This window comes from Mesorhizobium sp. LNJC391B00, from assembly GCF_000502535.1.
Taxonomy (GTDB): Bacteria; Pseudomonadota; Alphaproteobacteria; order Rhizobiales; family Rhizobiaceae; genus Mesorhizobium.
This window is the reverse complement of sequence record NZ_AYWI01000001.1, coordinates 364371-386937: the sequence shown is the minus strand read 5'-3', so window position 1 is coordinate 386937 and position 22567 is coordinate 364371. Positions and strand designations below refer to the sequence as shown.

At 63.4% G+C, this 22567-nt stretch carries 20 protein-coding genes and 2 pseudogenes; 12 read left to right on the top strand and 10 right to left on the bottom strand.

Features of this window, described 5'->3' with window-relative positions:
- The first annotated feature begins 24 nt into the window (after window positions 1-24).
- Window positions 25-927: a phosphotransferase family protein gene (locus tag X750_RS160880; RefSeq protein ID WP_023703534.1), complete on the top strand. Its 903-nt coding sequence runs from the start codon at window positions 25-27 to the stop codon at window positions 925-927.
- 1 nt (window position 928) lies between these two features.
- On the opposite strand, the gene X750_RS160885 is transcribed toward X750_RS160880, so the two are convergent.
- Window positions 929-1852: a DMT family transporter gene (locus tag X750_RS160885; RefSeq protein WP_023703535.1), complete on the bottom strand. Its 924-nt coding sequence runs from the start codon at window positions 1850-1852 to the stop codon at window positions 929-931.
- A 72-nt stretch (window positions 1853-1924) separates the two neighbouring features.
- Entirely contained in the window at window positions 1925-3205 is a 1281-nt protein-coding gene (locus X750_RS160890; protein ID WP_023698914.1) for an amidohydrolase family protein, read from the bottom strand.
- A 175-nt stretch (window positions 3206-3380) separates the two neighbouring features.
- Here X750_RS160890 and X750_RS160895 point away from each other — a divergent pair, with 175 nt between their 5' ends.
- The gene (locus tag X750_RS160895; protein WP_023698913.1) at window positions 3381-5138 is read left to right on the top strand and encodes an ABC transporter ATP-binding protein; all 1758 of its coding nucleotides are present in this window, start codon (window positions 3381-3383) and stop codon (window positions 5136-5138) included.
- Between the two features lie 67 nt (window positions 5139-5205).
- On the opposite strand, the gene ilvD is transcribed toward X750_RS160895, so the two are convergent.
- Entirely contained in the window at window positions 5206-7050 is a 1845-nt protein-coding gene (gene ilvD, locus X750_RS160900) for a dihydroxy-acid dehydratase (protein ID WP_023692643.1), read from the bottom strand.
- Between the two features lie 270 nt (window positions 7051-7320).
- On the opposite strand from ilvD, the gene X750_RS160905 reads away from it, so the two are divergent.
- Window positions 7321-7791: a VOC family protein gene (locus X750_RS160905; RefSeq protein ID WP_023685112.1), complete on the top strand. Its 471-nt coding sequence runs from the start codon at window positions 7321-7323 to the stop codon at window positions 7789-7791.
- A 177-nt stretch (window positions 7792-7968) separates the two neighbouring features.
- Here X750_RS160905 and X750_RS160910 read toward each other — a convergent pair whose 3' ends face one another.
- On the bottom strand, window positions 7969-9561 hold the full coding sequence (locus X750_RS160910) for a peptide chain release factor 3 (protein WP_023685113.1): 1593 nt from the start codon (window positions 9559-9561) through the stop codon (window positions 7969-7971).
- Window positions 9562-9699: 138 nt separating this feature from the next.
- Between X750_RS160910 and X750_RS160915 the strand changes: the two genes are divergently transcribed.
- The gene (locus X750_RS160915; protein ID WP_023746652.1) at window positions 9700-10773 is read left to right on the top strand and encodes an FAD-binding oxidoreductase; all 1074 of its coding nucleotides are present in this window, start codon (window positions 9700-9702) and stop codon (window positions 10771-10773) included.
- Here the strand turns inward: X750_RS160915 and X750_RS160920 are convergent.
- The 3 genes from X750_RS160920 to X750_RS160930 form a co-directional block, all read right to left on the bottom strand.
- A complete protein-coding gene (locus X750_RS160920; RefSeq protein WP_023746651.1) occupies window positions 10767-12140 on the bottom strand; it encodes an amidase in 1374 nt (457 codons plus the stop codon). The genes X750_RS160915 and X750_RS160920 overlap by 7 nt on opposite strands.
- 315 nt (window positions 12141-12455) lie before the next feature.
- Window positions 12456-13250: a class II glutamine amidotransferase gene (locus tag X750_RS160925; protein ID WP_023746650.1), complete on the bottom strand. Its 795-nt coding sequence runs from the start codon at window positions 13248-13250 to the stop codon at window positions 12456-12458.
- A gap of 15 nt (window positions 13251-13265) precedes the next feature.
- Window positions 13266-13520 carry a DUF6356 family protein gene (locus X750_RS160930; RefSeq protein WP_023685117.1) on the bottom strand — a complete coding sequence of 85 codons (255 nt, stop codon included), beginning with the start codon at window positions 13518-13520 and terminating at the stop codon, window positions 13266-13268.
- Window positions 13521-13634: 114 nt separating this feature from the next.
- Here X750_RS160930 and X750_RS160935 point away from each other — a divergent pair, with 114 nt between their 5' ends.
- From X750_RS160935 to X750_RS160955, 7 genes and pseudogenes are all read left to right on the top strand, one after another.
- Window positions 13635-14105, top strand: coding sequence for an Lrp/AsnC family transcriptional regulator (locus X750_RS160935; protein ID WP_023746649.1), 471 nt, complete (start codon window positions 13635-13637; stop codon window positions 14103-14105).
- 85 nt (window positions 14106-14190) lie between these two features.
- Window positions 14191-14676 (top strand): dUTP diphosphatase, encoded by a 486-nt coding sequence (gene dut, locus X750_RS160940; protein ID WP_023698959.1) that lies wholly within the window; start codon window positions 14191-14193, stop codon window positions 14674-14676.
- Window positions 14677-15039 (top strand): annotated as a pseudogene (locus X750_RS1000000165595) (HAD family phosphatase); the annotation flags it as partial. It abuts the gene before it with no gap.
- A 25-nt stretch (window positions 15040-15064) separates the two neighbouring features.
- Window positions 15065-15433, top strand: a pseudogene (locus X750_RS1000000165590) (HAD-IA family hydrolase); the annotation flags it as partial.
- 176 nt (window positions 15434-15609) lie between these two features.
- Window positions 15610-16428, top strand: coding sequence for a hypothetical protein (locus X750_RS160945; protein WP_245271196.1), 819 nt, complete (start codon window positions 15610-15612; stop codon window positions 16426-16428).
- Window positions 16429-16506: 78 nt separating this feature from the next.
- Entirely contained in the window at window positions 16507-17310 is an 804-nt protein-coding gene (locus tag X750_RS160950; protein WP_023746647.1) for an oxaloacetate decarboxylase, read from the top strand.
- Window positions 17311-17322: 12 nt separating this feature from the next.
- Entirely contained in the window at window positions 17323-18321 is a 999-nt protein-coding gene (locus X750_RS160955) for a proline racemase family protein (RefSeq protein WP_023746646.1), read from the top strand.
- Window positions 18322-18326: 5 nt separating this feature from the next.
- On the opposite strand, the gene X750_RS160960 is transcribed toward X750_RS160955, so the two are convergent.
- On the bottom strand, window positions 18327-19028 hold the full coding sequence (locus X750_RS160960; RefSeq protein ID WP_023746645.1) for a sulfate transporter family protein: 702 nt from the start codon (window positions 19026-19028) through the stop codon (window positions 18327-18329).
- A 197-nt stretch (window positions 19029-19225) separates the two neighbouring features.
- A complete protein-coding gene (locus X750_RS160965; protein ID WP_023746644.1) occupies window positions 19226-20128 on the bottom strand; it encodes an EamA family transporter in 903 nt (300 codons plus the stop codon).
- 215 nt (window positions 20129-20343) lie between these two features.
- Between X750_RS160965 and X750_RS160970 the strand changes: the two genes are divergently transcribed.
- Window positions 20344-21336, top strand: a complete 993-nt coding sequence (locus X750_RS160970) for an adenosine kinase (protein ID WP_023692653.1) — start codon at window positions 20344-20346, stop codon at window positions 21334-21336.
- Between the two features lie 71 nt (window positions 21337-21407).
- Here X750_RS160970 and X750_RS160975 read toward each other — a convergent pair whose 3' ends face one another.
- On the bottom strand, window positions 21408-22481 hold the full coding sequence (locus X750_RS160975) for a sensor domain-containing diguanylate cyclase (RefSeq protein WP_023746643.1): 1074 nt from the start codon (window positions 22479-22481) through the stop codon (window positions 21408-21410).
- Between the last annotated feature and the right edge of the window lie 86 nt (window positions 22482-22567).

Genomic DNA, 22567 nt, shown 5'->3' with positions numbered 1-22567 from the left:
AATAACACGCCAGGGGCAACAGGCATGGGGACCGACGAGGCACGCGCAACACTTGCGGCAATTCCGGCATTGGCGGGCTATGACGGACCGCTTGAGCGGCTGGGCGGGATGACCAATCTCGTCTTTCGGGCCGGCGTTATCTGCCTGCGTATCCCCGGCAAAGGCACCGAGGAATATATCAACCGCGCCAATGAAGCGGTGGCGGCGCGTGAGGCGGCCAAAGCCGGCGTCAGCCCCGAAGTGCTGCATGTCGACCCCGAGACAGGCGTGCTGGCGAGCCGCTTCGTTGCCGGCGCCGTGACGATGTCGCCGGAAAAGTTCAAGCTGCGCGCCGGCAGCCCGGCCCGCGCCGGCGAAGCCTTCCGCAAGCTGCACACGTCCGGTGCGGTATTTCCGTTCCGCTTCGAGCTGTTTGCGATGATCGACGACTATCTCAAGGTCTTATCGACCAAGGAAGTCGCCTTGCCGCCGGGCTACCACGACGTGGTGCGCGAATCCGACACCGTGCGTGCGTCCCTTGCCGCGCATAGACTGCCGATTGCCGCCTGCCATTGCGATCCGCTGTGCGAGAATTTTCTCGATACGGGCGAGCGGATGTGGATCGTCGACTGGGAATATTCGGGGATGAACGACCCGCTCTGGGACCTCGGCGACCTCTCGGTCGAAGGCCGGTTCGACACCGCGCAGGAGGAAGAGATGATGCGCGCCTATTTCGGCGGCGAGGCAAAACCGGCCGAGCGCGGCCGCGTCGTCACCTACAAGGCGATGTGCGACCTGTTGTGGACGCTCTGGGGCCTTATCCAGCTTGCCAACAACAACCCGGTCGAGGATTTCCGCGCCTATGCCGACGGCCGCTTCGCCCGTTGCAAGGCGCTGATGGAAACGCCTGAGTTTTCACGGCATCTGGCGGCGGTGCGCCAAGGTTAGGTCAATTCACGCCTTTCGGCACGTTCTCCGGCGGCACGACTGTTTCGACCACCTTCTGGCGGTGGAAGATGAACAGGCCGGCGAGCACGACGATGGCCGAGCCGATCAGGATGCGCGGTCCCGGCACGTCGCCGAAGAAGGCCAGGCCGAAGATCACCGCCCATAGAAGCAGGCTGTAGTGCAGCGGCGCCAGCGTCGAGGCAGGGGCCAGTTTCAGCGCCCTGGTAATCATCAGATGCGCGCTGCAGGAGACGATGCCGAGCAGGAGCATGGCGCCGAAATCGAGTGCCGAGGGCGTCTGCCAGGCGCCTATGGTCATCACGCCGCCGACCAGCAGCGTGCCGATAGTCTGCCAGGTGACCAGCGTTGTGTCGCTGGTGCCGCGCAGGCGGCGGCTGAGGATGATGGCAAAGGCGAAGGCGATGCTGCCGACCAGCGCGAACAGCGAGGACTGCGAAAACGCCGCCGAAGAGGGTTTCAAGATGATCAGCACGCCGCAGAAGCCGACCAGGATGGCGGCCCAGCGGCGCCAGCCGACCTTTTCGCCGAGCAGGAAATGCGACAGCGCCGCCACATAGATCGGCCCGGCCATGTAGAAGCTCATCACGTCGGCAAGCGGAAGATAGACGACGGCGGCATAGAACAGCGCCGTGTCCGCCGTGGTCGCCAGCACGCGCAGAATCTGGAGGACCGGCCGCTCCATCCGGAACAGTCTGCGGGCGCCCTGGTTGGCGATCATCGGGCCGAGCACGATGAAGGCCCCGATCGATCGGATCAGCACCACCTGCCCCACCGAGAAGCTGGCGACCAGCCATTTGCCCATAGCGTCGTTCAGCGCGAACATGAAGTCGCCGGCCAGCATCAAAAGGATGCCGGCCAAAAGCACGTTCCTGATGGTAAAGGTGCGGACGAGCGACTGGGCCATGCGGCTCCCTAGCTGCAAGCGGCCGCTTTGACGAGGCAAATCGGTAAGACCAGCGGCGGAAATCGGCTGTTTCTACGCAGTTTTGTGCCGCCGGTTTACCTGTCCGGGACGGCCGGCGATCGACAGCCGTGTCTCCTGCTTCGTGCGCTCGGCCACCACCTTGCCCCTGGCGACGACGCACAGCCGTTCGGCACGTAACCTCAAGGCCTCGATCGGGTTGCCGGCATCGAGAATGACGAAGCTGGCGCGCTTGCCCACGGCAAGGCCGAGATGATCGAGGCCCATGATGGCGGCGTTGACATTGGTGACCATGTCGAAGCAGCGCGCCATGTCGGCAGGGCTCGACATCTGAGCGACGTGGAGGCCCATGAAGGCGACGTCGAGCATGTCGGCGGTGCCGAGCGAATACCAGGGGTCGAGAACGCAATCCTGGCCCCAGCCGACGCGGATGCCGAGCGCCTGCATCTCCTTCACCCGGGTCATGCCGCGGCGTTTGGGAAACGTGTCATGGCGGCCCTGCAGCATGATGTTGATCAACGGATTGGGGATCGCCGACACACCGGCCTCGGCAATCAGCGGCAGGAGCTTGGAGACGTAATAATTGTCCATCGAGTGCATGGAAGTCAGGTGCGAGCCGGCCACCTTGCCCTGAAGGCCAAGGCGGTGGGTCTCATAGGCAAGCTGCTCGATGTGGCGCGACAGCGGATCGTCGGTCTCGTCGCAATGCAGGTCGACCATCAGCCCGCGCTTCGACGCGATTTCGCACAATTCGGTCACCGAGCGCGTGCCGTCGGCCATGGTGCGTTCGAAATGCGGGATGCCGCCGACGATGTCGACGCCCATGTCGAGCGCGCGGATGGTGTTGTGGCGCGCCGTCGGCGAGCGATAAAACCCGTCCTGCGGGAAGGCGACCAATTGCAGGTCGATATAGGGCGCGACAATCTTCTTGACGTCGAGCAGCGCCTCGACCGCGAGCAACCTGTCATCGCAGACATCGACATGGGTACGGATGGCGAGCAGGCCCATCGAGACCGCCCAGTCGCAATAGGCGAGCGCCCGCTCGCGAACCGCGTCATGCGTCAGGAGCGGCTTCAGCTCGCCCCATAGCGAAATGCCCTCCAGCAGCGTACCCGAAGCGTTGATGCGTGGAATGCCGTAGGACAGCGTGGCATCCATATGGAAATGCGGATCGACGAAGGGCGGCGAGATCAGATTGCCACGGGCGTCGATCGACGTGCCGGCGCTGACATGCAGTTCGGGCTCGATGGCGACGATCGTCTCGCCGATGATGCCGAGGTCGGCGACGGTGCCGTCGGGCAGCGTTCCGCCGCGCACAACAAGGTCGAAATCCATCTGTCGTCATCTCCCCGCAGATCAATCGCCGCAATCGTGGCGCAAAAGACACCGTGCCGCAGCCGATTGTCTCCGCGACAGCGAAAGGTTCCATCCGGCCACAACTCGCTCTATAAGCCGCCTTTCGCCCTGGTGGCGAATCCGAAATTCGTCAGTCAGGCATGGGATCGGCCATTTGTTTCGCTTCTTCCGTTCGACGGAAAACCAGCGCCTTATCGCAAGGCTTTTGCGGGAATCCTTTCACGCGCATAGATTTGGCTACGCTGCGGCCATTCTGTCGATGCTGGTGGTGGCGGCAACGACAGCAGCCAGCGCCTATATGCTGCGCGAAATCACCAATGAATTCGTGGTTTACAAGCGGATTGGGCAGGTCAATCTGATCGCGGCGGCGACCGGAGCGATTTTCATTCTCAAGGGCTTCGCAAACTTCATCCAGGCCTACTTCATGAGCAGGGTCGGCAATGCCATCATCGCCGACCGGCAGCGCAAGATCTATGACAGCATTCTTGCGCAAGGCATCGAATTCTATCATTCGACCTCTTCGTCCGAACTGATTTCGCGCATGACGAACAATGCCCAGGCCGCGCGCAGCGTGCTCGACCAAATCGTCACGTCCTATGTTCGCGACCTGGTGACGCTGGCTGCGCTGGTGGGTGTGATGGTCTGGCAGCAGCCGGCGCTGTCCCTGATCTGTCTGGTGATCGGGCCGATCGCCATTTACGGCGTCAATCGTATCCTGAAGCGCGTCCGAAAAATTGCCTCGCAAGAATTCCGTTCGCTCGGCCAGATCGTGCAGGTGATGCAGGAAACGGCGATCGGCGTGCGCGTCGTCAAATCCTTCGGCCTCGAAGGCGCCATGCGCAAGCGCATGTACAAGGCCGTGTCGGACGTGGAGAGCCGCGCCAACAACATCGCCACGCTGGAGGCCGCCACCAGCCCGGTGATGGAAACACTTGCGGGGCTGGCCATCGCTGGCGCCGTTTTTGTCAGCGGCTTCCTGGTTCTGGGCGGCGGCGGTCAGATGCCGGGCAACATCATGGCGTTCATCGCGGCGCTGCTGTTGGCCTATGAGCCGGCCAAGCGCCTGGCCCGCGTACGCATCTCGCTTGAAACCGGCATTGTCGGCGTGCGCATGATGTTCCAGCTCGCCGACCGGCCGCTGACGCTGGCCGAAAAGCCGGATGCAAAGCCGCTGCGGGCCGGGCCGGGCGAGATCCATTTCGACAATGTCAGCTTCGCCTACCCCGAAAGCGCGCCGGTGTTCGAGGGACTGGACCTGACGCTTGCCGCAGGCAAGATGACGGCGCTGGTCGGACCCTCGGGCAGCGGCAAGTCGACCATCCTCAACCTGATCATGCGCATGTACGACCCGCAGGTCGGCAGGGTGATGTTCGACGGGCAGGACATTTCTTGTGCCACGCTCACCTCGGTCAGGGAAAAGATCGCCTATGTCAGCCAGGACACGTTCCTGTTTGCCGGCACGATCATGCACAACATCAGGCTCGGGCGCGAGGGCGCCACGGACGAGGAAGTAATGGCCGCCGCAAGGGCCGCCAATGCACATGACTTCATCAGCGCCCAGGCGAAAGGGTACGACACGGATGTCGGCGAGAATGGCGCGCTGCTGTCAGGCGGCCAGCGCCAGCGCATCTCGATCGCGCGCGCCATGCTGCGCAATGCCGAAATCCTGCTGCTAGACGAGGCGACCAGCGCGCTCGACGCCGAATCCGAGGCGCTTTTCCGCGACGCGCTGCAGCAGCTGACGGTCGGGCGCACCACCATCGTCATTGCCCACCGCCTGTCGACCGTGCACCAGGCCGACACGATCGTGGTGCTGGAGGCCGGCAAGGTGGTGGAAAGCGGCGCGCATCGCACGCTGCTCAACCAGGGCGGGCTGTATCAGAAGCTTTACGAATATCAGCTGATGCCGTGAGCTTTACCCTCCCCCTTGTGGGGAGGGTCGCTGCGCAGCAGCGGGGTGGGGGTCGGCGCCGCACCCCTCACTCCGGTACGTGCCGCACCGCGCCCTTGTCGGCGCTGGTGGCGAAGGCGGCGTAAGCGCGCAGCGCGGTCGTCACCTTGCGCTTGCGCTTTTCCTCGGGCTTCCAGGCCATGGCGCCCTTCGCCTCCATGGCCGCGCGGCGCGCGTCGAGTTCAGCGTCGCTGACAGCAAGCCGGATCGTGCGGTTGGGGATGTCGATCTCGATCGTATCGCCTTCCTGCACCAGTCCGATCGTGCCGCCTTCCGCTGCTTCGGGCGAGGCATGGCCGATCGACAGGCCTGATGTGCCGCCGGAGAAGCGGCCGTCGGTGACCAGCGCGCAGGCCTTGCCGAGGCCTTTCGACTTTAGATAGCTCGTGGGGTAGAGCATTTCCTGCATGCCGGGACCGCCGCGCGGTCCTTCATAGCGGATGACGACGACATCGCCGGCCTTGATTTCGTTGGACAGGATCGCCTTCACGGAAGCGTCCTGGCTTTCGAACACGCGGGCCGGGCCGGTGAACTTCAGGATCGACTCGTCAACGCCGGCCGTCTTCACGATGCAGCCGTCGAGCGCCAGATTGCCTTTCAGCACGGCAAGGCCGCCGTCTTTCGAGAACGGCGTCTCGGCTGAGCGGATGACGCCCTTCTCGCGGTCGAGGTCGAGCTCGTCCCAGCGGCGGTCCTGGCTGAAGGCGACCTGTGTCGGCACGCCACCCGGAGCGGCGAGAAAGAAGTCGCGGACGCTCTGGCTCGAGGTGCGGGAGATGTCCCAATGGTCAAGCGCTTCGCCCAGGCTTGCCGTATGCACCGTGGGCAGGTTGCGGTTGAGCAGCCCGGCATTGTCGAGCTGGCCGAGGATCGCCATGATGCCGCCGGCGCGGTGGACGTCTTCCATATGCACGTCGGACTTGGCCGGTGCGACCTTGCACAGCACCGGAACGCGGCGTGACAGCCGGTCGATGTCTTCCATGGTGAAATCGACCTCGCCCTCATGGGCGGCGGCCAGGATATGCAGCACGGTGTTGGTCGAGCCGCCCATGGCGATATCGAGCGTCATGGCGTTCTCGAAGGCGCCTTTGGAGGCGATGCTGCGCGGCAGTGCCGACTCATCATCCTGCTCGTAGTAGCGCTGGGCGAGATCGACGATGAGATGGCCGGCCTCGACGAACAGCCGCTTGCGGTCGGCGTGGGTTGCGAGGGTCGAGCCATTGCCGGGTAGCGACAGGCCGAGCGCCTCGGTCAGGCAATTCATCGAATTGGCGGTGAACATGCCGGAGCACGAGCCGCAGGTCGGGCAGGCCGAGCGTTCGATGACCTTGACGTCCTCGTCGGAGATCTTGTCGTCGGCGGCGGCAACCATGGCGTCGACCAGGTCGAGCGCTTGTGTCTTGCCGGCGAGCACCACCTTGCCGGCTTCCATCGGCCCCCCGGAGACGAAGACGCTTGGGATATTGAGGCGCAAGGAGGCCATCAGCATGCCGGGCGTGATCTTGTCGCAATTGGAGATGCAGACCATGGCATCGGCGCAATGCGCGTTGACCATATATTCGACCGAGTCCGCGATCAGCTCGCGCGACGGCAGCGAATAGAGCATGCCGTCATGGCCCATGGCGATGCCGTCATCGACGGCGATGGTGTTGAATTCCTTGGCGACACCGCCGGCCTTCTCGATCTCGCGCGCCACCAGCTGGCCAAGGTCCTTGAGATGGACATGACCCGGCACGAACTGGGTGAAGGAATTGACCACCGCGATGATCGGCTTGCCGAAATCCGAGTCCTTCATGCCGGTGGCGCGCCACAGGCCGCGGGCGCCGGCCATGTTGCGGCCGTGGGTGGTAGTGCGGGAGCGATAGGCAGGCATGAATGTTCCTTGGCTGGTTGGCTGCGCTCAACGCGGAGCGTGGCGGCGCTTAATTTGGACCGCGGGGTTTATAGACCGGCAAGTATGGTCTGGCCACATTTTTGCAATGCGCCAGAGTCTCGCTGAAATCAGGGTTTCGAAAAAGATTGCCGGCCAGTGTCGGATCGCTAGCCCGGCATCCGTCCTTGGGACGACGGCAAGGGAATGGCACCATTTCTATAAGTCAGCCGCTTCACCTGTAACCGCAACCAAACACCCGAGGAGCATGACATGCAAAAGATCACCACCTGCCTGTGGTTCGATGGCCAGGCCGAAGAGGCGATGAATTTCTACGTTTCCATCTTCAAGAACTCGAAGGTACTGAGCGTGCTGCGTTGGCCCGAAGGCCATACCGATGCCGGCAAGGCGCTGGTAACCACGTTCGAACTCGACGGCGTGCAGTTCCAGGCGCTGAACGGCGGACCGCAATTCAAGTTCAACGAGGCGATGTCACAGTCGATCGACTGCAAGACGCAGGAAGAGGTCGACTATTTCTGGGACAAGCTCATCGAAGGCGGCGGCGAACCGTCGCAATGCAGCTGGCTGAAGGACAAGTTCGGCGTCTCCTGGCAAGTCGTGCCGGAGCAACTGCCGCGCCTGCTTCTGGATCCGGACCGGGCCAAGGCCGGGCGGGTGATGTCGGCGATGATGCAGATGAGCAAGATCGATATTGCCAAGATCGAGGAAGCTGCGAAGGGGTGAGAAGCGGCCGCGTAGCGGACGAAAAGCCAATTGCTTTGCTTTTCGAGCTTCGAACGCCCTGAGCCACGCGAACGGCCGGCGCGCCTTGGAGCCAATTGACCCTTCAAGGTCGGCGCTGCCCCTCATCCGCCCTCGGGCACCTTCTCCGCGTAAGCGGGCAGAAGGAAAAGGGGCGCCTTACGCCGCCTTGTCGCGGACCTGGTAGTCCTTGATGGTGGCGAAGCGGATCGCCCTCCAGCGTTCGGCTTCGTAGTTCAGCGAGAAGGCGTTCTGGGCCAGAAACACCGGGTCGTTGTCGAGATCGCGGGCGATGTCGCCGCGATGCGCCTCAATGAAGCGAAGCGTTTCGGCCTTGTCGTCGGCAGAGATCCAGCGGCAGACCGAGAAGCGCGACATTTCGAATTCGACCGGCAGCGTGTATTCGAAATTCAGCCTTTCCTTCAAGACGTCGAGCTGCAGCGCGCCGACAACGCCGACGATGGCCGGCGAGCCGTCTTCCGGCGAAAACAGCTGCACGACGCCTTCCTCGGCCATCTGGTGCAGCGCTTCCTTGAGTTTTTTCGCCTTCATCGCGTCGCCGAGGCGCACACGGCGCAGGATTTCCGGCGCGAAGTTGGGTACGCCGCGGAACAGTATCTCCTCGCCTTCGGTCAGCGTATCGCCGATACGCAGCGTGCCGTGGTTGGGAATGCCGACGACATCGCCGGCAAACGCTTCGTCGGCGGTGACGCGGGTGCGGGCAAAGAAGAACTGCGGCGCCGACAGGCTCATCGGCTTGCCGGTGCGCACCAGCTTGGCCTTCATGCCGCGCTCGAGCTTGCCCGAACAGACGCGCACGAAGGCGATGCGGTCGCGATGGTTGGGGTCCATATTGGCCTGGATCTTGAACACGAAGGACGTCATCTTCTCCTCCGTCGCCTCGACCTTGCGGGTGTCTGCGTCCTGCGCACGCGGCGGCGGGCCGAAGGCGCCGAGCGCCTCGATCAGGTCGCGCACGCCGTAATTGCGCAGCGCCGAGCCGAAATAGACCGGTGTCAGATGGCCTTCGCGGAAGGCGTCGATGTCGAGCGGGCGGCAAGCTTCGCGCGCGAGCTCCAGCTCCTCGATGAAGGCCTCGCGCTCGTTTTCCGGCAGCAGGCCGGCGACGCGGTTGGAGTCGGGGCCGTTGACCGGCGTGCGGTCTTTCTCGGCATCGCCCCTGCGCACAGCGTTGAGCGCCAGGTGGTAGGTGCCGGCAAAAGTCTTGCCGCGGCCGATCGGCCAGGTGATGGGCGCAGTGTCCAGCGCCAACTTCTGCTCGATCTCGTCGAGAATTTCGAACGGGTCGCGGCTTTCGCGGTCCATCTTGTTGATGAAGGTGATGATCGGGATGTCGCGCAGCCGGCAGACTTCGAACAGTTTCAGCGTGCGCGGCTCGATACCCTTGGCGGCGTCGATGACCATGACGGCGCTATCGACCGCCGACAGGGTGCGGTAGGTGTCGTCGGCAAAATCCTCGTGGCCGGGCGTATCGAGCAGGTTGAAGACATTGTCCTCATATTCGAAGGTCATCACCGAGGTGACGACCGAAATGCCGCGCTCGCGCTCGATCTTCATCCAGTCGGACCGGGTCTGGATGCGATCCTTCTTGGCCTTGACCTCGCCGGCAAGCTGGATGGCGCCGCCGAACAGCAGCAGCTTTTCGGTGAGCGTCGTCTTTCCGGCGTCGGGGTGGGCGATGATCGCGAAAGTGCGGCGGCGCGATACCGCCTGTTCGATGTCTTCAGCCAATTTCTGGAATCCTGTCTGTGGCGCGGGCTTCTAGCAGCGCATTGCTGGCCTGTCGACAGTTTCGGGCCGGCAGGCCGACCACACTTGAGCTTGAATCGTTACGGTGGCATCAGAGGAGCCCATTCTGAGAGGTCCGGTATGAGCAGCGCTAAAGAAGTCATCGTCATTGGCGCCGGCATTATCGGGGCGTCCATCGCCTGGCACCTGACCAAGGCCGGGGCGCGGGTGACTGTGATTTCCGATAGTGGTGCCGGCGGCGTCGCCACGCCAAACTCCTTTGCCTGGATCAACGCCAGCTGGGGCAATCCCGAAATCTATTTCCGGCTGCGCATCCGTGCGATGGCCGAATGGAAGCGGCTGGCAAACGAGCTGCCCGGCCTGCCGCTCGCCTGGTGCGGCGGGCTGTGCTGGGATCTGCAGGCCGACAGGCTCGAAGCCTACGCGGCTGAGCACGCTTGCTGGGGTTACGGCATCGAACGCGTCGACGCCGGGCGGGCAGCGCAAATCGAGCCCAATCTCGTCGAGCCGCCGGAATTCGCTGTCTATGTCGCGGAGGAAGGCGTGGCCGAACCGGTCGCAGCGGCCAAGGCGCTGCTGGCCCACGCAGAACGGCAAGGTGCGCGCGTTCTCTCCAGTTCTGTAACCGCACTTGTCCAGACCGATGGCAGGATTGCCGGTGTCGATACATCGCATGGGCTGATGCCAGCCGAAGAGGTGGTGATCGCAGCCGGTGTCGGGGCGCCCGATATTGCCGCTACCGCCGGCATCAAGCTGCCAATCGAGACGCCGCCCGGTCTGATCGTCCACTCGCAGCCCTACAAGAAGCTCCTCAACGGGCTGGTGCATGCCGAAAAGCTGCATATGCGCCAGACGGCGGAGGGCCGCATCATCGCCGGCTCGGATTTCGCGGGGAGCGATCCCGGTGAGAATCCCGACGCCACGGCGCGCGAGCTGTTTGCAGCAATGAAGGCGGCTTTGCGCGGCGCCGACGAACTGGAATTCGATTTCCACACGGTTGGCTACCGGCCGACGCCGATCGACGGCTTTCCGATCATCGGCCGCGCCGAGGGCACGGAAGGTCTCTATGTCGCCGTCATGCATTCCGGCATAACGCTGGCGCCCGCGGTCGGGCTGTTCGCCACGCGCGAAATTCTCGACGGCGAGCGTGATCCGCTGCTGACGCCTTATGGGTTGGGTCGGTTTGCTCAGTAGCCCGGCGGACGCTTGAAGCCGCCGGTCAGCGCTTCGATCGCCTTGGCGATGCCGAGCAGCCGCGATTCCGACCAGCGCTTGCCGACCAGTTGCAGGCCGATAGGCAGGCCGTCGCGGTCTTGCCCGCAGGGCAGCGAGAGTGCCGGATGGCCGGAATAATTGAAGACCGCGCCATAGGCCGGTAGCATCCAATAGCTTTGCTCCTTGCCGTCGACTTCGATCGGCGTGCCGGGCTCACAATGCGCGAAGGCCGTGGTCATGGCGACCGGGCACAGCAAGGCATCGCAGGTTTCGAAGAACCTGTCCCAGGCCAGGATCGAGCGGTCGCGGCGAGCGAGCGCCTCGAACCAATTGGTGATCGGCGTTGGCTGCTCCGGCGGTTCGGGCTGCGCTGCCTCCAGCATCATGCCGATCAGATCGCCGCCCTGCTCCAGATCGTCATGCAGATCGATCTCAGGCAAGTTCGCTTCTTCCACAATCACCCCTGCTGATTGCAACCGCTTGGCCAGGCTTTCGACCGCGGCAGCGATTTTACCAGCCACCGGAAAGCCGGGGAAGGACGGCGCGACGGCGATGCGCAATGTCTTGAGGTCGAGCCTGGGCATGGCCTCTACGGGCACCGGCGCGAGGTCGGTGTCTGCTCCGTCCGGGCCGGCGATGATTTTGTAGATCAGCGCAAGATCCTCCACGCTGCGCGCCAGCGGGCCGAGGCAGGACATCAGCCGCACGCTGCGCGCCGCGCCGTTCGGATCGGGGAAGGCGCCGGCCAGCGACACGCGGTGCTCGGTCGGTTTCAACCCGTAGACGCCGCAAAAAGCCGACGGCAGGCGGATCGAATCCTGCATGTCGGTTCCGACATCGAACGGCGTCATCCCGGTCGCCACTGCTGCCGCGGCGCCACCGCTGGAGCCGCCTGAAGTGCGCGATAGGTTCCAAGGATTGCTGGTGCGACCGAACAGCGGATTGTCTGACTGCCAGTCGCCCAGCATGGTCGCGACATTGGTCTTTCCAATCAGGATGCCGCCTGCGGCTTTCAATCGGGCGACGACCGGACTGTCTGCCTTTGCCACATAGTCGGCGAATGGTGCGAAACCAACCGTGGTCTTCATATCAGCGGTTTGGTGCATGTCCTTCAACGTGAAAGGCACGCCATGCAGCGGTCCGAGCGCATCGCCGCGCGCCTGCACCGCGTCGGCTTGTTTCGCGCGCTCGCGGGCGCCTTCCCCATCGAGATTGACGACCGCGTTGATTGCCCCGTTGTGTCGGTCGATTTGGACCAGATGGGCGTCCAGAGCTTCGACGGCGGAGATCTTTCGCGCCGCGATTGCGGCGGCGAGATCGATGGTCGAGGAAAAGGCGAGGTCCATGATTGCTCCGGCTGCTGCCAAACGTATCGCGGTTTAAAACCAAGTTCAGCATTCGGAGATCATCGGCGCTTGATCAAAATTGCGCTTGCCGGTCGGGTTGAGGTTGGCGCTCTACGGCGCCCCCCCTCTGTCCTGCCGGACATCTCCCCCACTTTGGGCCCACTTTGGGGGGAGATTGGCAGCTTTGGCTTTCGGCGCACCTTTTCCTGCGTTGAAAATTGGCGAAGGCCGCCGTGACCTCCAATCTCCCCCCTCGTGGGGGAGATGTCCGGCAGGACAGAGGGGGGCGCGAAGGAATGCGGCCTAGACTAGGGCCTAGACGACCAGTGCCAGCCTTGCCACAACCGGCACGAACGGCCGAATGCTCATCCCATCACCCGTAATGGTCACAAAACTCGCGGGCGGGATGGCCTGCCATTCCCCGCCCTCGCGATCGAAAGGCTCCGACACGATGCAACGGCCGGCATTGCGCACCGACGTGTACAGCGTCGGCGCGTGATCGTCGCTGGCATAGCGCACGGCATACAGCGCCTTTCCATCCGAAAAGGCCGCAGTCAGTTTCAAGGCTGGCTCCGGACCGGCGCGGCGCGATGCCTCGATGACGCGGGCGGTGGCGCGCGATACTGCCCCTTGCGGGTCGCCAGCAAGACCCTCGTCGATCATCAGCAGGAAAAACAATTCGGAATCGGTGGTGCCCTCGCGCTGGTCGAAGACGGCGTCGCAGAGCGAGTTCTCCAGCGCGCGGCGGATCTTTTCGAAGCCGCCGATCTGGCCGTTGTGCATGAACGACCAGCTGCCGGAGATGAAGGGATGGCAGTTCATGCGGCTGGTGGCGCCGCCGGTCGACGCTCTGACATGGGCGAGGAACAGGCCGGATTTGATCTGCCGGCACAGGCTTTTCAGATTGGGATCCGACCAGGCCGGCAGGATGTCGCGGTAGAGGCCGGGCTCGGGCCGGTCGCCATACCAGGCAAGGCCGAAACCGTCGCCATTGGTCGGCGACTTGGCTTCCTGGGCGCAATGGCTCTGGGCGATGAGCGAGTGGCAAGGCGCGGTGACGACGTCCTCGAGGAAGACCGCGTCACCCAGATAGGCCGCCCATCGGCACATCGCTTCTAACCAATCCTAGGCGCGATCCAAGAGAGCCTGGGGCTCCTTGACCGCGTGCGAGCCTCTGTTGTGCGTCCGTTCATAGAGTTCGCGAACGATTCGGCTTGCCGTAGTTTCGAAGAGAAACGGCAAGAAAGCGTGAACGAGTGCCGCACCAGCGGCCATCAGGAGGCGCGAGCAGAACCAGGCGGCAAAGGCCATATGGCTGAAATAGGTCTCGCCCACCTTGGCCGGGTGAGAGGTGAACAGCTTCGAAAACAGCGTCGTCATGGTGATCCCTCCTGCCGGGATAAGCCCCGATGTGGGTATCCTGCCACGGGGTAAAGGTTCATCGGTCTCAATTTGTCCTTGTCTAACGCCGTCGTTCGGGACATTCATCCCAACATGGCGCTTGAATTCGATGAAATCGACCGAAGATTGCTGGCCGAGCTGCAACGCGACGGCACACTGTCGGTCGATCAGCTCTCCGAAAAAGTGTCGCTGTCGCGCAACGCCTGCTGGCGCCGGGTCAAGCGGCTGGAAGAGGACGGCGTCATCACCGGACGGGTGGCGCTGGTCGATGCCGACAAGCTCGGGCTCGGACTTTCGGTGTTCATCCTGATCCGCACCTCCAATCATGACCCGAACTGGCTGCAGAAGTTCCGTGCGGCGGTGACCGGTTTTCCCGAGATCACCGGGGTCTATCGCATGTCCGGCGATCTCGACTACGTGCTGCGCGCCCGCGTTGCTGACATGAAGGCCTATGACCGGCTCTATCAGCGGCTGATCGCCAAGGTGGCGCTGTCGGACGTTTCGGCCTCCTTCGTCATGGAGGAGATCAAGGAGACGACCGTCGTTCCGGTGGAATTGCGCTAGGTCACACTGACGCCTGAAAGAAAGCCGTTGATAGGCCTGCGGACGAGTTGACCGAATCGCCGTTCGCGCCGATAGGATCGATTTTATGCGCGCAGCCTTCCAAAATTCCTCCGTCATTGGTCCCACTGTCGGCTTCGTCAGGTTGCCGCATGGAGATGGACTTCCTCTTCCCGCCTATGAAAGCACCGGCGCCGCCGGCATGGATCTGCGCGCCGCGGTGCCGGAAGACCGGCCGCTGCTGATCCTGCCTGGCAAGCGCGCCTTGGTGCCGACCGGTCTGATCCTGGAAATTCCCGAAGGAATGGAAGGCCAGGTGCGGCCGCGCTCCGGCCTTGCCTTCAAGCATGGGCTGACCGTCCTCAATTCACCAGGCACGGTCGACAGCGACTATCGCGGCGAGGTTAAGGTGCTGCTGGTCAACCTCGGCGACGAGGATTTCGCGGTGACGCGCGGCATGCGCATTGCCCAGATCGTCTTTGCCGCGGTGACGCAGGTGACGGTTGAGGAGCGCTCGCTGGCCGGCGCCACGACGCGCGGCGCGGGCGGGTTCGGATCGACCGGCACCGCCTGAATGAGCATACCGAAACTGGTCATCTTCGACTGCGACGGTATCCTGGTCGACACCGAGAACCTTGCCAACCGGCGGCTTGCCGAGTGGTTTGTTGCCGCCGGTTATCCCACCACATTCGAATATTGCCGCAAATATTTTTCCGGCCGCAGCATGGCTGCGGTGCAGAAGGAAATCGAAGAGACGACCACGGTGCGGCTCGGCGCCGATTTCGTCGATCGCTGGAATGCCGGCCTGCCCGATCTGTTTGCGCATGGCGTCGAGGCGATCCCCTATGTGCGCGACTTCATCGAGGCGGTTCGCGCGGCCGGCATTCCCTATTGCGTCGCCACTTCTGCGCGTATCTCGAAGATGCACATCACGCTCNCAGACGTGTGCTCTTCCGATCTTGGCGGTTCGCGCGGCCGGCATTCCCTATTGCGTCGCCACTTCTGCGCGTATCTCGAAGATGCACATCACGCTCGGCCAGACCGGGCTGCTGCCGCTGTTCGAGCATGCCATGTTCTCTTCGACCATGGTCAGCCGCGGCAAGCCGTTCCCGGACCTGTTCCTGCATGCGGCAAAGACCATGGGTTTTGCGCCGGCCGACTGCATCGTCATCGAGGACAGCGTTGCCGGCACGCAGGCCGGCATTGCCGCGGGCATGCGTGTCTATTCCTATCATGGCGATCCCTATTCCGACCGCGATGGCCTGGCCAGCGCCGGCGGCGTCCTGTTTGACGACATGCGCGAACTTGCCGGGCTGGTGCCGATCCACTGAAGCTGTGTTAGGTTCCGCGCGGCCAGCCTGAGGCGCCCATGCCAACGAACCTGCTTCGCTCCATCCTAAAGCGTTTCACCGTTTCATGGAAACGGCGAACCGCTCTATCTTTTTGTTTTGTTGCAATTTCCGGCCGGAAAACCGCACACACTTTTCCTGAAATTGCTCTAGCGCTTGTGCTGCTGCCGTGGCTTTGGACCGCAGCCGGCGCGCAAGCCGTCAGCTTCCCGGAATTCGGCAGCGCCATCCCCGGCCACATGGATGTGACCTATCTGGACCTCGCAAGGATGGTCATTCCCGGCCTCGCAGGTGACAGCAACGGTTTCTACCGGGGTGGATTGCCGATCGGGATGCGCCACATCGAGGGACCGGATGGCGGCGGTTCGCCGCCTGAGACATCGGGCCTCTCCAACGCCGGCGTGCTCGCCATCAAGGCCGGGGGCAAGGACCGGCTGGCGATGCTCTACGACCTCGGCGACTCTCCCGACAGCGCCGAAGGCTATGCCGTGCTGGCGCTCTACGACATCACAGACAAGCCGAAGCTGCTCGACGCCGTCAATGTCGCGCTCGACCGCGGCACCTATTTCCGTGAACCGGGCAAGCTTTCCGTTGGGCCGAACGACGACATCGTGATCACCATGAGCGCGCATTTCAATTCAAGCCAAAACTACGCGATCACGCCGCTGATCATGGTGCGCGACGACAAATTCCAACTGATCGACATGATCTTCACCTTCGATGAGAACCTGTGCGCCTACAGCCGCAAGCAGGATGTTGCTTTCCAGACGATCGCTGACGGACAGCCTTATGCCGCGGTCAAAGTGACGGTGACCGACGCCACGGTGCTCAACGGCGAGAGCTGCGACGACCAGCCCCCCAAGCCTGAAGCCCACGCAATTTCCGTTACCTATCATTGGGACAAAAAGACGTTGCACTACGTCAAGGATTCCGACGCGCTGGACAAACTGGCAGGAGAGAACGCCAAACGCTTCTGAGCCAACCGCATTCGTTTGCCCGGTGCATTTCTGCACGATAGAAATCTGCCGACATTTCCGCATCTGAAGGGAGCACTCATGGACAAGGGCAAGATCTTTCGCGACCTGCACGCCTCGACCTTCGTCATGCCCAATCCCTGGGATGTCGGCACGACCAAGCTCCTGGCCTCCTTCGGCTTCAAGGCGCTGGCGACCACCAGCGCCGGTTTTGCCTTCTCGCGCGGCCTGCCCGACGGCGCAGTAACGTTCGAAGCGATGATCCACCATTGCCGCGAGCTGACGGCGGCGACCAGCCTGCCGGTGTCGGCCGATCTCGAGAAAGGCAAGGGCAACAGCGCGACGAGTGCCGCCGAGACGGTTTTTGCGGCCGAAGCGGCAGGTCTCGCCGGCTGCTCGATCGAGGACCATACCGGCGATCCCGACAAGCCGATCTATGAGTTTTCACACGCCGTCGAGCGCGTTGCAGCTGCTGCTGAAGCCGCACGGGCGCTCAAGCATGATTTCGTCTTCACCGCGCGGGCCGAGAATTTCCTTTGGGGCAAACCGGATCTCGACGACACGATCAAGCGGCTGCAGGCCTTCGAAAAGGCCGGCGCCGATGTGCTCTATGCGCCCGGCCTCAAAGATGTCGAGACCATCCGGAACATCTGCTCGGCGGTGAGCAGGCCAGTCAACGTCATGGCACTGCCGGCCTTCACCATCGCCGACCTTGCCATGGCCGGGGTCAAGCGCATCTCGCTCGGTCCGTGGCTGACCAATTTCGCCTTCGGCATGCTGGAAACCGCGGCGCGCGAGATCCAGCAGGACGGCACGTTCGGCTTCACCCGCGCCGCCATGCCGTTCGGCAAATTGCAGGCGCTGTTTTCCAAATCCTCAGGCTAAGGGGCCCGGCGCATGACGCTCACCGTCGTCGACATGCACACCGGCGGCGAGCCGCTCAGGATCGTCACCGGCGGCTATCCAGACATTCCCAAAGGCACGATCCTGGAAAAGCGCGCCTATGTGCGCGACCACCTCGACCATTTGCGCAAGCTGCTGATCTTCGAGCCGCGTGGTCACTACGACATGTATGGCGCGCTGCTGGTGGAGCCCGACCTGCCCGGCGCCGAGCTGGCCGTGCTGTTTATGCACAACGAGGGCTATTCGACGATGTGCGGCCACGCCATCATTGCGCTAGGCCGCTACGCGGTCGACGAAGGCCTGGTGCCCAAACAGGAGCCAATCACCACGGTCAACATCGAGGCTCCGTGCGGCTTGGTCGTCGCTTCGGTGGAGGTCAAGGACGGCAAAGCGGGATCGGTGTCGTTCGAAAGCGTGCCGGCCTTTCTGTTTGCCCATGACCAAAAAATCGAATTGGGGGGATACGGCAAGATTGCGTTCGACATCGCCTATGGCGGCGCCTTCTACGCGCTGGCTGACTGCCATCAATTCGGCCTGGAGTTCGGCCGCAGCCGGGTGCGCGATTTCGTCGACGCGGCAACCGCGCTGACCGAGCGGCTGAAGGCGGCGTTCCCTCTATCGCATCCTGACCATGCCGATCTCGCTTTCCTCTACGGCACCATCCTCACCGATGGACACGATGCATTCTCCAGCGAGGCAACAAAAAACATCTGCGTCTTTGCCGATGCCGAGGTCGACCGCTCGCCGACCGGCTCCGGCGTCACCGCGCGGCTGGCGGCAATGCATGCCAAGGGTGAGATCAACCCTGGTCAGGAGCGGTCCTTCGAAAGCATCGCCGGCTCGCGCTTTTCCGGAGCGGTGGCGCGCACGACCATGGCCGGCCCGCATGATGCGATCATCGCCCGCGTCGGCGGCCGCGCCTACTATTCGGGCCGGGCGGAATTCACCGTCGAGCCGGATGACGAATTGGGACGCGGTTTTCTTCTGCGTTGATAGGCCTATCGCCCGGCGCTCTCCCGCGCGCCGACCGCCTTGTGCAGATGCACCATCATGGCGGCGGCAAAGAGCGGCGTCAGCAGGTTGAGCAGGGGCACGGCGAGGAAGGCAGCGATGAGCAGCCCGGCCAGAAAGACGGTGCCGGCATATTTCCGGCGCAACGCCCTCGCCTCATCTTCCGGGCGGAAGCGCATGGCGGCGAATTCGAAGAATTCACGTCCGAGCAGATAGCCGTTGACGATGAAGAAGGCGGCGATGTTGACGCCTGGAACCAACAGAAGGAGCAAGGCGACGATGTTGCCCAGGATGACGACGCCGAAGAATTTCACCGACAACACGAGCGAGCGCAGCGCCGGCATGGCGCGTCCGACGGGATCGGCCGGATAGTCGGTGCGCTCGACCACTTCGGCGATGTCGTCGAGAAACAGGCCGGCCACGATTGCCGTCACCGGCGCGATCAGCAGCGCCATCCCGAAGGCAAGCGCGATGGCAGCGATGATGCCGCTCAGCCATCCGGCCCAGGACGGCAGGCCGGGCAGCAAGGAGTGAACCCATGGCAGCGCCAGCCAATCGACAAGCCCGGTCAAGACGAACCACAACGCGACCAGCGCCAGCACGGTCAAGCCCAGCGTCTTCAGGAAAACCGCGCGGAATTCGGGAGAAAACAGCCGGCTGAAGGCGGCGCGGGCAGCGTTGAAGATCACGGCGTTTCACCCCCAGGAACGAACGGATATCTCCGACATAGGCTGAGACCCTGTCAGCCGCAAGCCTGCTGGAGCGGGCGCAATTCCGGACGGGAACTAGAGCATGATCCCAAAAAGTGGGTACCGGTTTTTGGAAAAGATCATGCTCCAACAAAGGGTTAGATCATGATGAGATTTCAACCAAATCTCATCACGATCTAGCGCGCCAGCGCCCGGGAGCGGGCTGGGATGGTCATTGCCGCAACGCCGGCGACGACGCAGCCCATGCCCCAGAAAGCTGTCGGCCCAAGGCTCTCGCCGAGGAACACGACGCCGATGCCGACGCCGATCGGCACGCGCAGATAGGCCTGCGACGTCGTGCCGACCGAACCAAGCGTGTGGATGAGGCGGAAAAAGATGCAGAAGGCCAGCGCCGTGGAGAACACCGACAATGCCAACAAGGCCAGTATCGACGCCATTGAAGGCGACAGGGTCCACGGGCGGTCGAAGGCCAGGCTCAAGGGGACGAGGATGACCGCGCCGCACAGCATCGAGCCGGCGGCCGGCAGCATCGGGTCGAGTCCCCTAAAGCCGCGGCCGAAAATGGCGGCGCCGGCATAGCAGACCGTGGCGGCAATGACGGCAAGCTGCGCCCACAATTGATGGCCGAGCCCGCCAAGCGCCTGGGTGCCGACGATCAGGCAAATACCGGCGATGCCTGCACCGACACCGAACAGCTTGCGTGCGGTTACGGTTTCGTGGCGCGTGATGAGCGCGGTCAGCAGGAAGGTGAAGATCGGCGAGGTCGCGTTGAGAATGGTGGCCAGACCGGCGTCGATGGAGCGCTCGGCGGCGGCGATCAGCGTGAACGGCACGACGCTGTTGAGGCAGGCCTGGACCATGAACCGCCACAAGGTCGCGCTGTCCTTGGGCATGGCGAGGCCGCGCCAGCGGATCAGCGCGAGCAGGATGGCGCCGGCAATCAAGGTGCGGGCAGCGATGAAGGATATCGGCGGGATCGTCTCGACACCGATCTTGATGAAGGTATAGGACGCGCCCCACAGGGCGGCCAGCACGCCAAGCAGCGCCAGTTCGGTGGTCATGTCGGTCTTTGCTTGCATGCGGGTGCTTCCAGCGCTTGATTTGAGGCCAAGCTTGTAGGCGACCCGGCGGTCAGATGCTTCGGCCACGGTCGAACTGTGATGGAGCCTCGTCCCAGGCGCGCGCGCCGGCTTGGGCCGGCAAAGGATGGAAATCGGTTGCCATTTTTCGGGGTGATGCTGTAGACCCGCCCGGGCGCGGCAGAAAGCCGGCAGGTTCCGAGGCGGAGACATTGATGCCGGATTTTGACGTGCTTTGCATCGGCAATGCCATTGTCGACATCATCGCCCAGTGCGACGACGCTTTTCTCGAGACCAACGGCATCATCAAGGGTGCGATGAACCTCATCGACACCAAGCGCGCCGAGCTGCTCTACAGCCGCATGGGGCCGGCGATCGAGGCCTCGGGCGGCAGCGCCGGCAACACGGCGGCGGGCGTCGCCAGCTTCGGCGGCCGCGCCGCCTTCTTCGGCAAGGTGTCGAACGATCCGCTCGGCGAAATCTACGCCCATGACATCCATGCCCAGGGCGTTGCCTTCGACACCAGGCCGCTTGAGGGACAGCCGCCGACGGCGCGCTCGATGATATTCGTCACCCCCGATGGCGAGCGTTCGATGAACACCTATCTCGGCGCCTGCGTCGAACTCGGCCCGGAAGACGTCGAGGCCGACAAGGCATCCGGCGCCAAGGTTACCTATTTCGAGGGCTATCTGTGGGATCCGCCGCGCGCCAAGGAGGCGATCCGGCAGACGGCGAAGCTCGCACACGAGGCCGGGCGCGAAGTGTCGATGACGTTGTCGGATTCGTTCTGCGTCGACCGCTACCGGGACGAGTTCCTCGAGCTGATGCGCTCGGGCACTGTCGACATCGTCTTTGCCAACAGCCACGAGATCAAGTCGCTCTACCAGACAAAATCCTTCGACGAGGCGCTGGCGGCTATCCGCAAAGACTGCAAGATTGCCGCCGTCACCCGCTCCGAAAAAGGCTCGGTGATCGTGCGCGGCGACGAGACCGTCACCATTCAGGCGACGACGATCCGCGAACTGGTCGACACCACCGGCGCCGGCGACCTCTATGCCGCCGGTTTCCTCTACGGCTACACCTCGGGGCGCAGCCTGAAGGATTGCGGCGATCTCGGCTCGCTGGCCGCCGGGCTGGTGATCCAGCAGCTCGGGCCACGGCCGCGGCAAAACCTGCGCAGCGCGGCCCAATTGGCGGGGTTGCTGTAGGGCCGTCTTTCGGCGCGCAGCGCCGAGCCAGATGAGGGGTTCCCGCCGGATCAGGCTGTCCGGCGCTCCGCTCAGGCGGTGCGGCGAAGGTCGTCGGACGTAGGCCCGGGTTCCAAAGCCCCGGCGGTGACCAGCCGGTTGCGGCCGCTCTTTTTGCCGATGTACATCAGTCGGTCGGCGAGCGTTATCAGCGCCTCCGAATCGGACGCTTCCGCCGGGTAGATGGCGACGCCAACGGTGCAACCAACATGGATGGCACCATTCGGCGTCGGCACCTTGATCCGCAGCTTTTCCAGGATACGTTCGGCGACGCCCACGGCCTTCTGTCGGGCCCGGCTAGCCTCTCCTGAAAACAGGAATGCGAACTCGTCTCCACCGAGCCGCGCCACGAAATCAGCGCTGCGCAGGACGGTGCGAAGCTGACCCGCCACCTCATGCAGCAGCGCGTCGCCGGCCTCGTGGCCGAGCGTGTCGTTGACCTTCTTGAACCTATCGAGGTCGATGAACAGCAGGCCGGCCGCCTGGCCGGTGCTGTCGCAGCGGTCGATCACCGACCTCAGCTCGTTGTGAAAGGCGCGCCGGTTGGGCAGGCCGGTCAATGCATCGTGGTTGGCCGAGTGGTCGCTGTGCTGCTTGGCCAGCTCGATCTCGCGCTTTTGTACGGAGAGTTCCTCATTGGCGGCCTTGAGTTCGAGCAGCAGCTCGGCGTTGAGATCCTCGACGACCTTGCGGTCGCTGATGTCGACGACGAAACCTTCCAGGAATTCCAGTTCGCCGGCCTCGTCCCAGACGCCGCCGCCGATCTCGCGGACCCAGAGCGGCTCGCCGACCTGCGGCACGATGCGGTAGTCGACGTTCCAGTTGCAGCGCGCCTCGAGCGCGGTATCGACGGCGGCATAGACGGCAGCGAGATCATCCGGGTGGATGGCCGAGACATAGTCGCGCACGGCATTTTGAATGAAGTCGCTCGGCCGATAACCGCTGACGGTGAAAATGCCGTCGCTGATGTAGAGCATGGTGTAGGACGCATCGTTGCGGCAACGGTAGAGATAACCGTCCATGCGGCCGGTGATGCTCAGCAGCGCATCCAGGCGCTCGTCGTGATAGACCCCCTGGCCGACCACAGATGCCGTGTCATGCTTCATGGCCGCACCCCCGTTTTGGCGGTCTGAGCGCGCCGCCAATGCCATAAGGCCATAGGGGGCGAGAACGTTCCCTATAGCAGCCGAAT

Excerpts from the sequence above, each read along its gene's own strand:
- X750_RS160880 (WP_023703534.1), top strand. The coding sequence starts at position 25 with ATGGGGACCGACGAGGCACGCGCAACACTTGCGGCAATTCCGGCATTG.
- X750_RS160885 (WP_023703535.1), bottom strand. The coding sequence starts at position 1,852 with ATGGCCCAGTCGCTCGTCCGCACCTTTACCATCAGGAACGTGCTTTTG.
- X750_RS160890 (WP_023698914.1), bottom strand. The coding sequence starts at position 3,205 with ATGGATTTCGACCTTGTTGTGCGCGGCGGAACGCTGCCCGACGGCACC.
- ilvD (WP_023692643.1), bottom strand. The coding sequence starts at position 7,050 with ATGCCTGCCTATCGCTCCCGCACTACCACCCACGGCCGCAACATGGCC.
- X750_RS160905 (WP_023685112.1), top strand. The coding sequence starts at position 7,321 with ATGCAAAAGATCACCACCTGCCTGTGGTTCGATGGCCAGGCCGAAGAG.
- X750_RS160915 (WP_023746652.1), top strand. The coding sequence starts at position 9,700 with ATGAGCAGCGCTAAAGAAGTCATCGTCATTGGCGCCGGCATTATCGGG.
- X750_RS160920 (WP_023746651.1), bottom strand. The coding sequence starts at position 12,140 with ATGGACCTCGCCTTTTCCTCGACCATCGATCTCGCCGCCGCAATCGCG.
- X750_RS160925 (WP_023746650.1), bottom strand. The coding sequence starts at position 13,250 with ATGTGCCGATGGGCGGCCTATCTGGGTGACGCGGTCTTCCTCGAGGAC.
- X750_RS160930 (WP_023685117.1), bottom strand. The coding sequence starts at position 13,520 with ATGACGACGCTGTTTTCGAAGCTGTTCACCTCTCACCCGGCCAAGGTG.
- X750_RS160935 (WP_023746649.1), top strand. The coding sequence starts at position 13,635 with ATGGCGCTTGAATTCGATGAAATCGACCGAAGATTGCTGGCCGAGCTG.
- dut (WP_023698959.1), top strand. The coding sequence starts at position 14,191 with ATGCGCGCAGCCTTCCAAAATTCCTCCGTCATTGGTCCCACTGTCGGC.
- X750_RS160950 (WP_023746647.1), top strand. The coding sequence starts at position 16,507 with ATGGACAAGGGCAAGATCTTTCGCGACCTGCACGCCTCGACCTTCGTC.
- X750_RS160955 (WP_023746646.1), top strand. The coding sequence starts at position 17,323 with ATGACGCTCACCGTCGTCGACATGCACACCGGCGGCGAGCCGCTCAGG.
- X750_RS160965 (WP_023746644.1), bottom strand. The coding sequence starts at position 20,128 with ATGCAAGCAAAGACCGACATGACCACCGAACTGGCGCTGCTTGGCGTG.
- X750_RS160970 (WP_023692653.1), top strand. The coding sequence starts at position 20,344 with ATGCCGGATTTTGACGTGCTTTGCATCGGCAATGCCATTGTCGACATC.
- X750_RS160975 (WP_023746643.1), bottom strand. The coding sequence starts at position 22,481 with ATGAAGCATGACACGGCATCTGTGGTCGGCCAGGGGGTCTATCACGAC.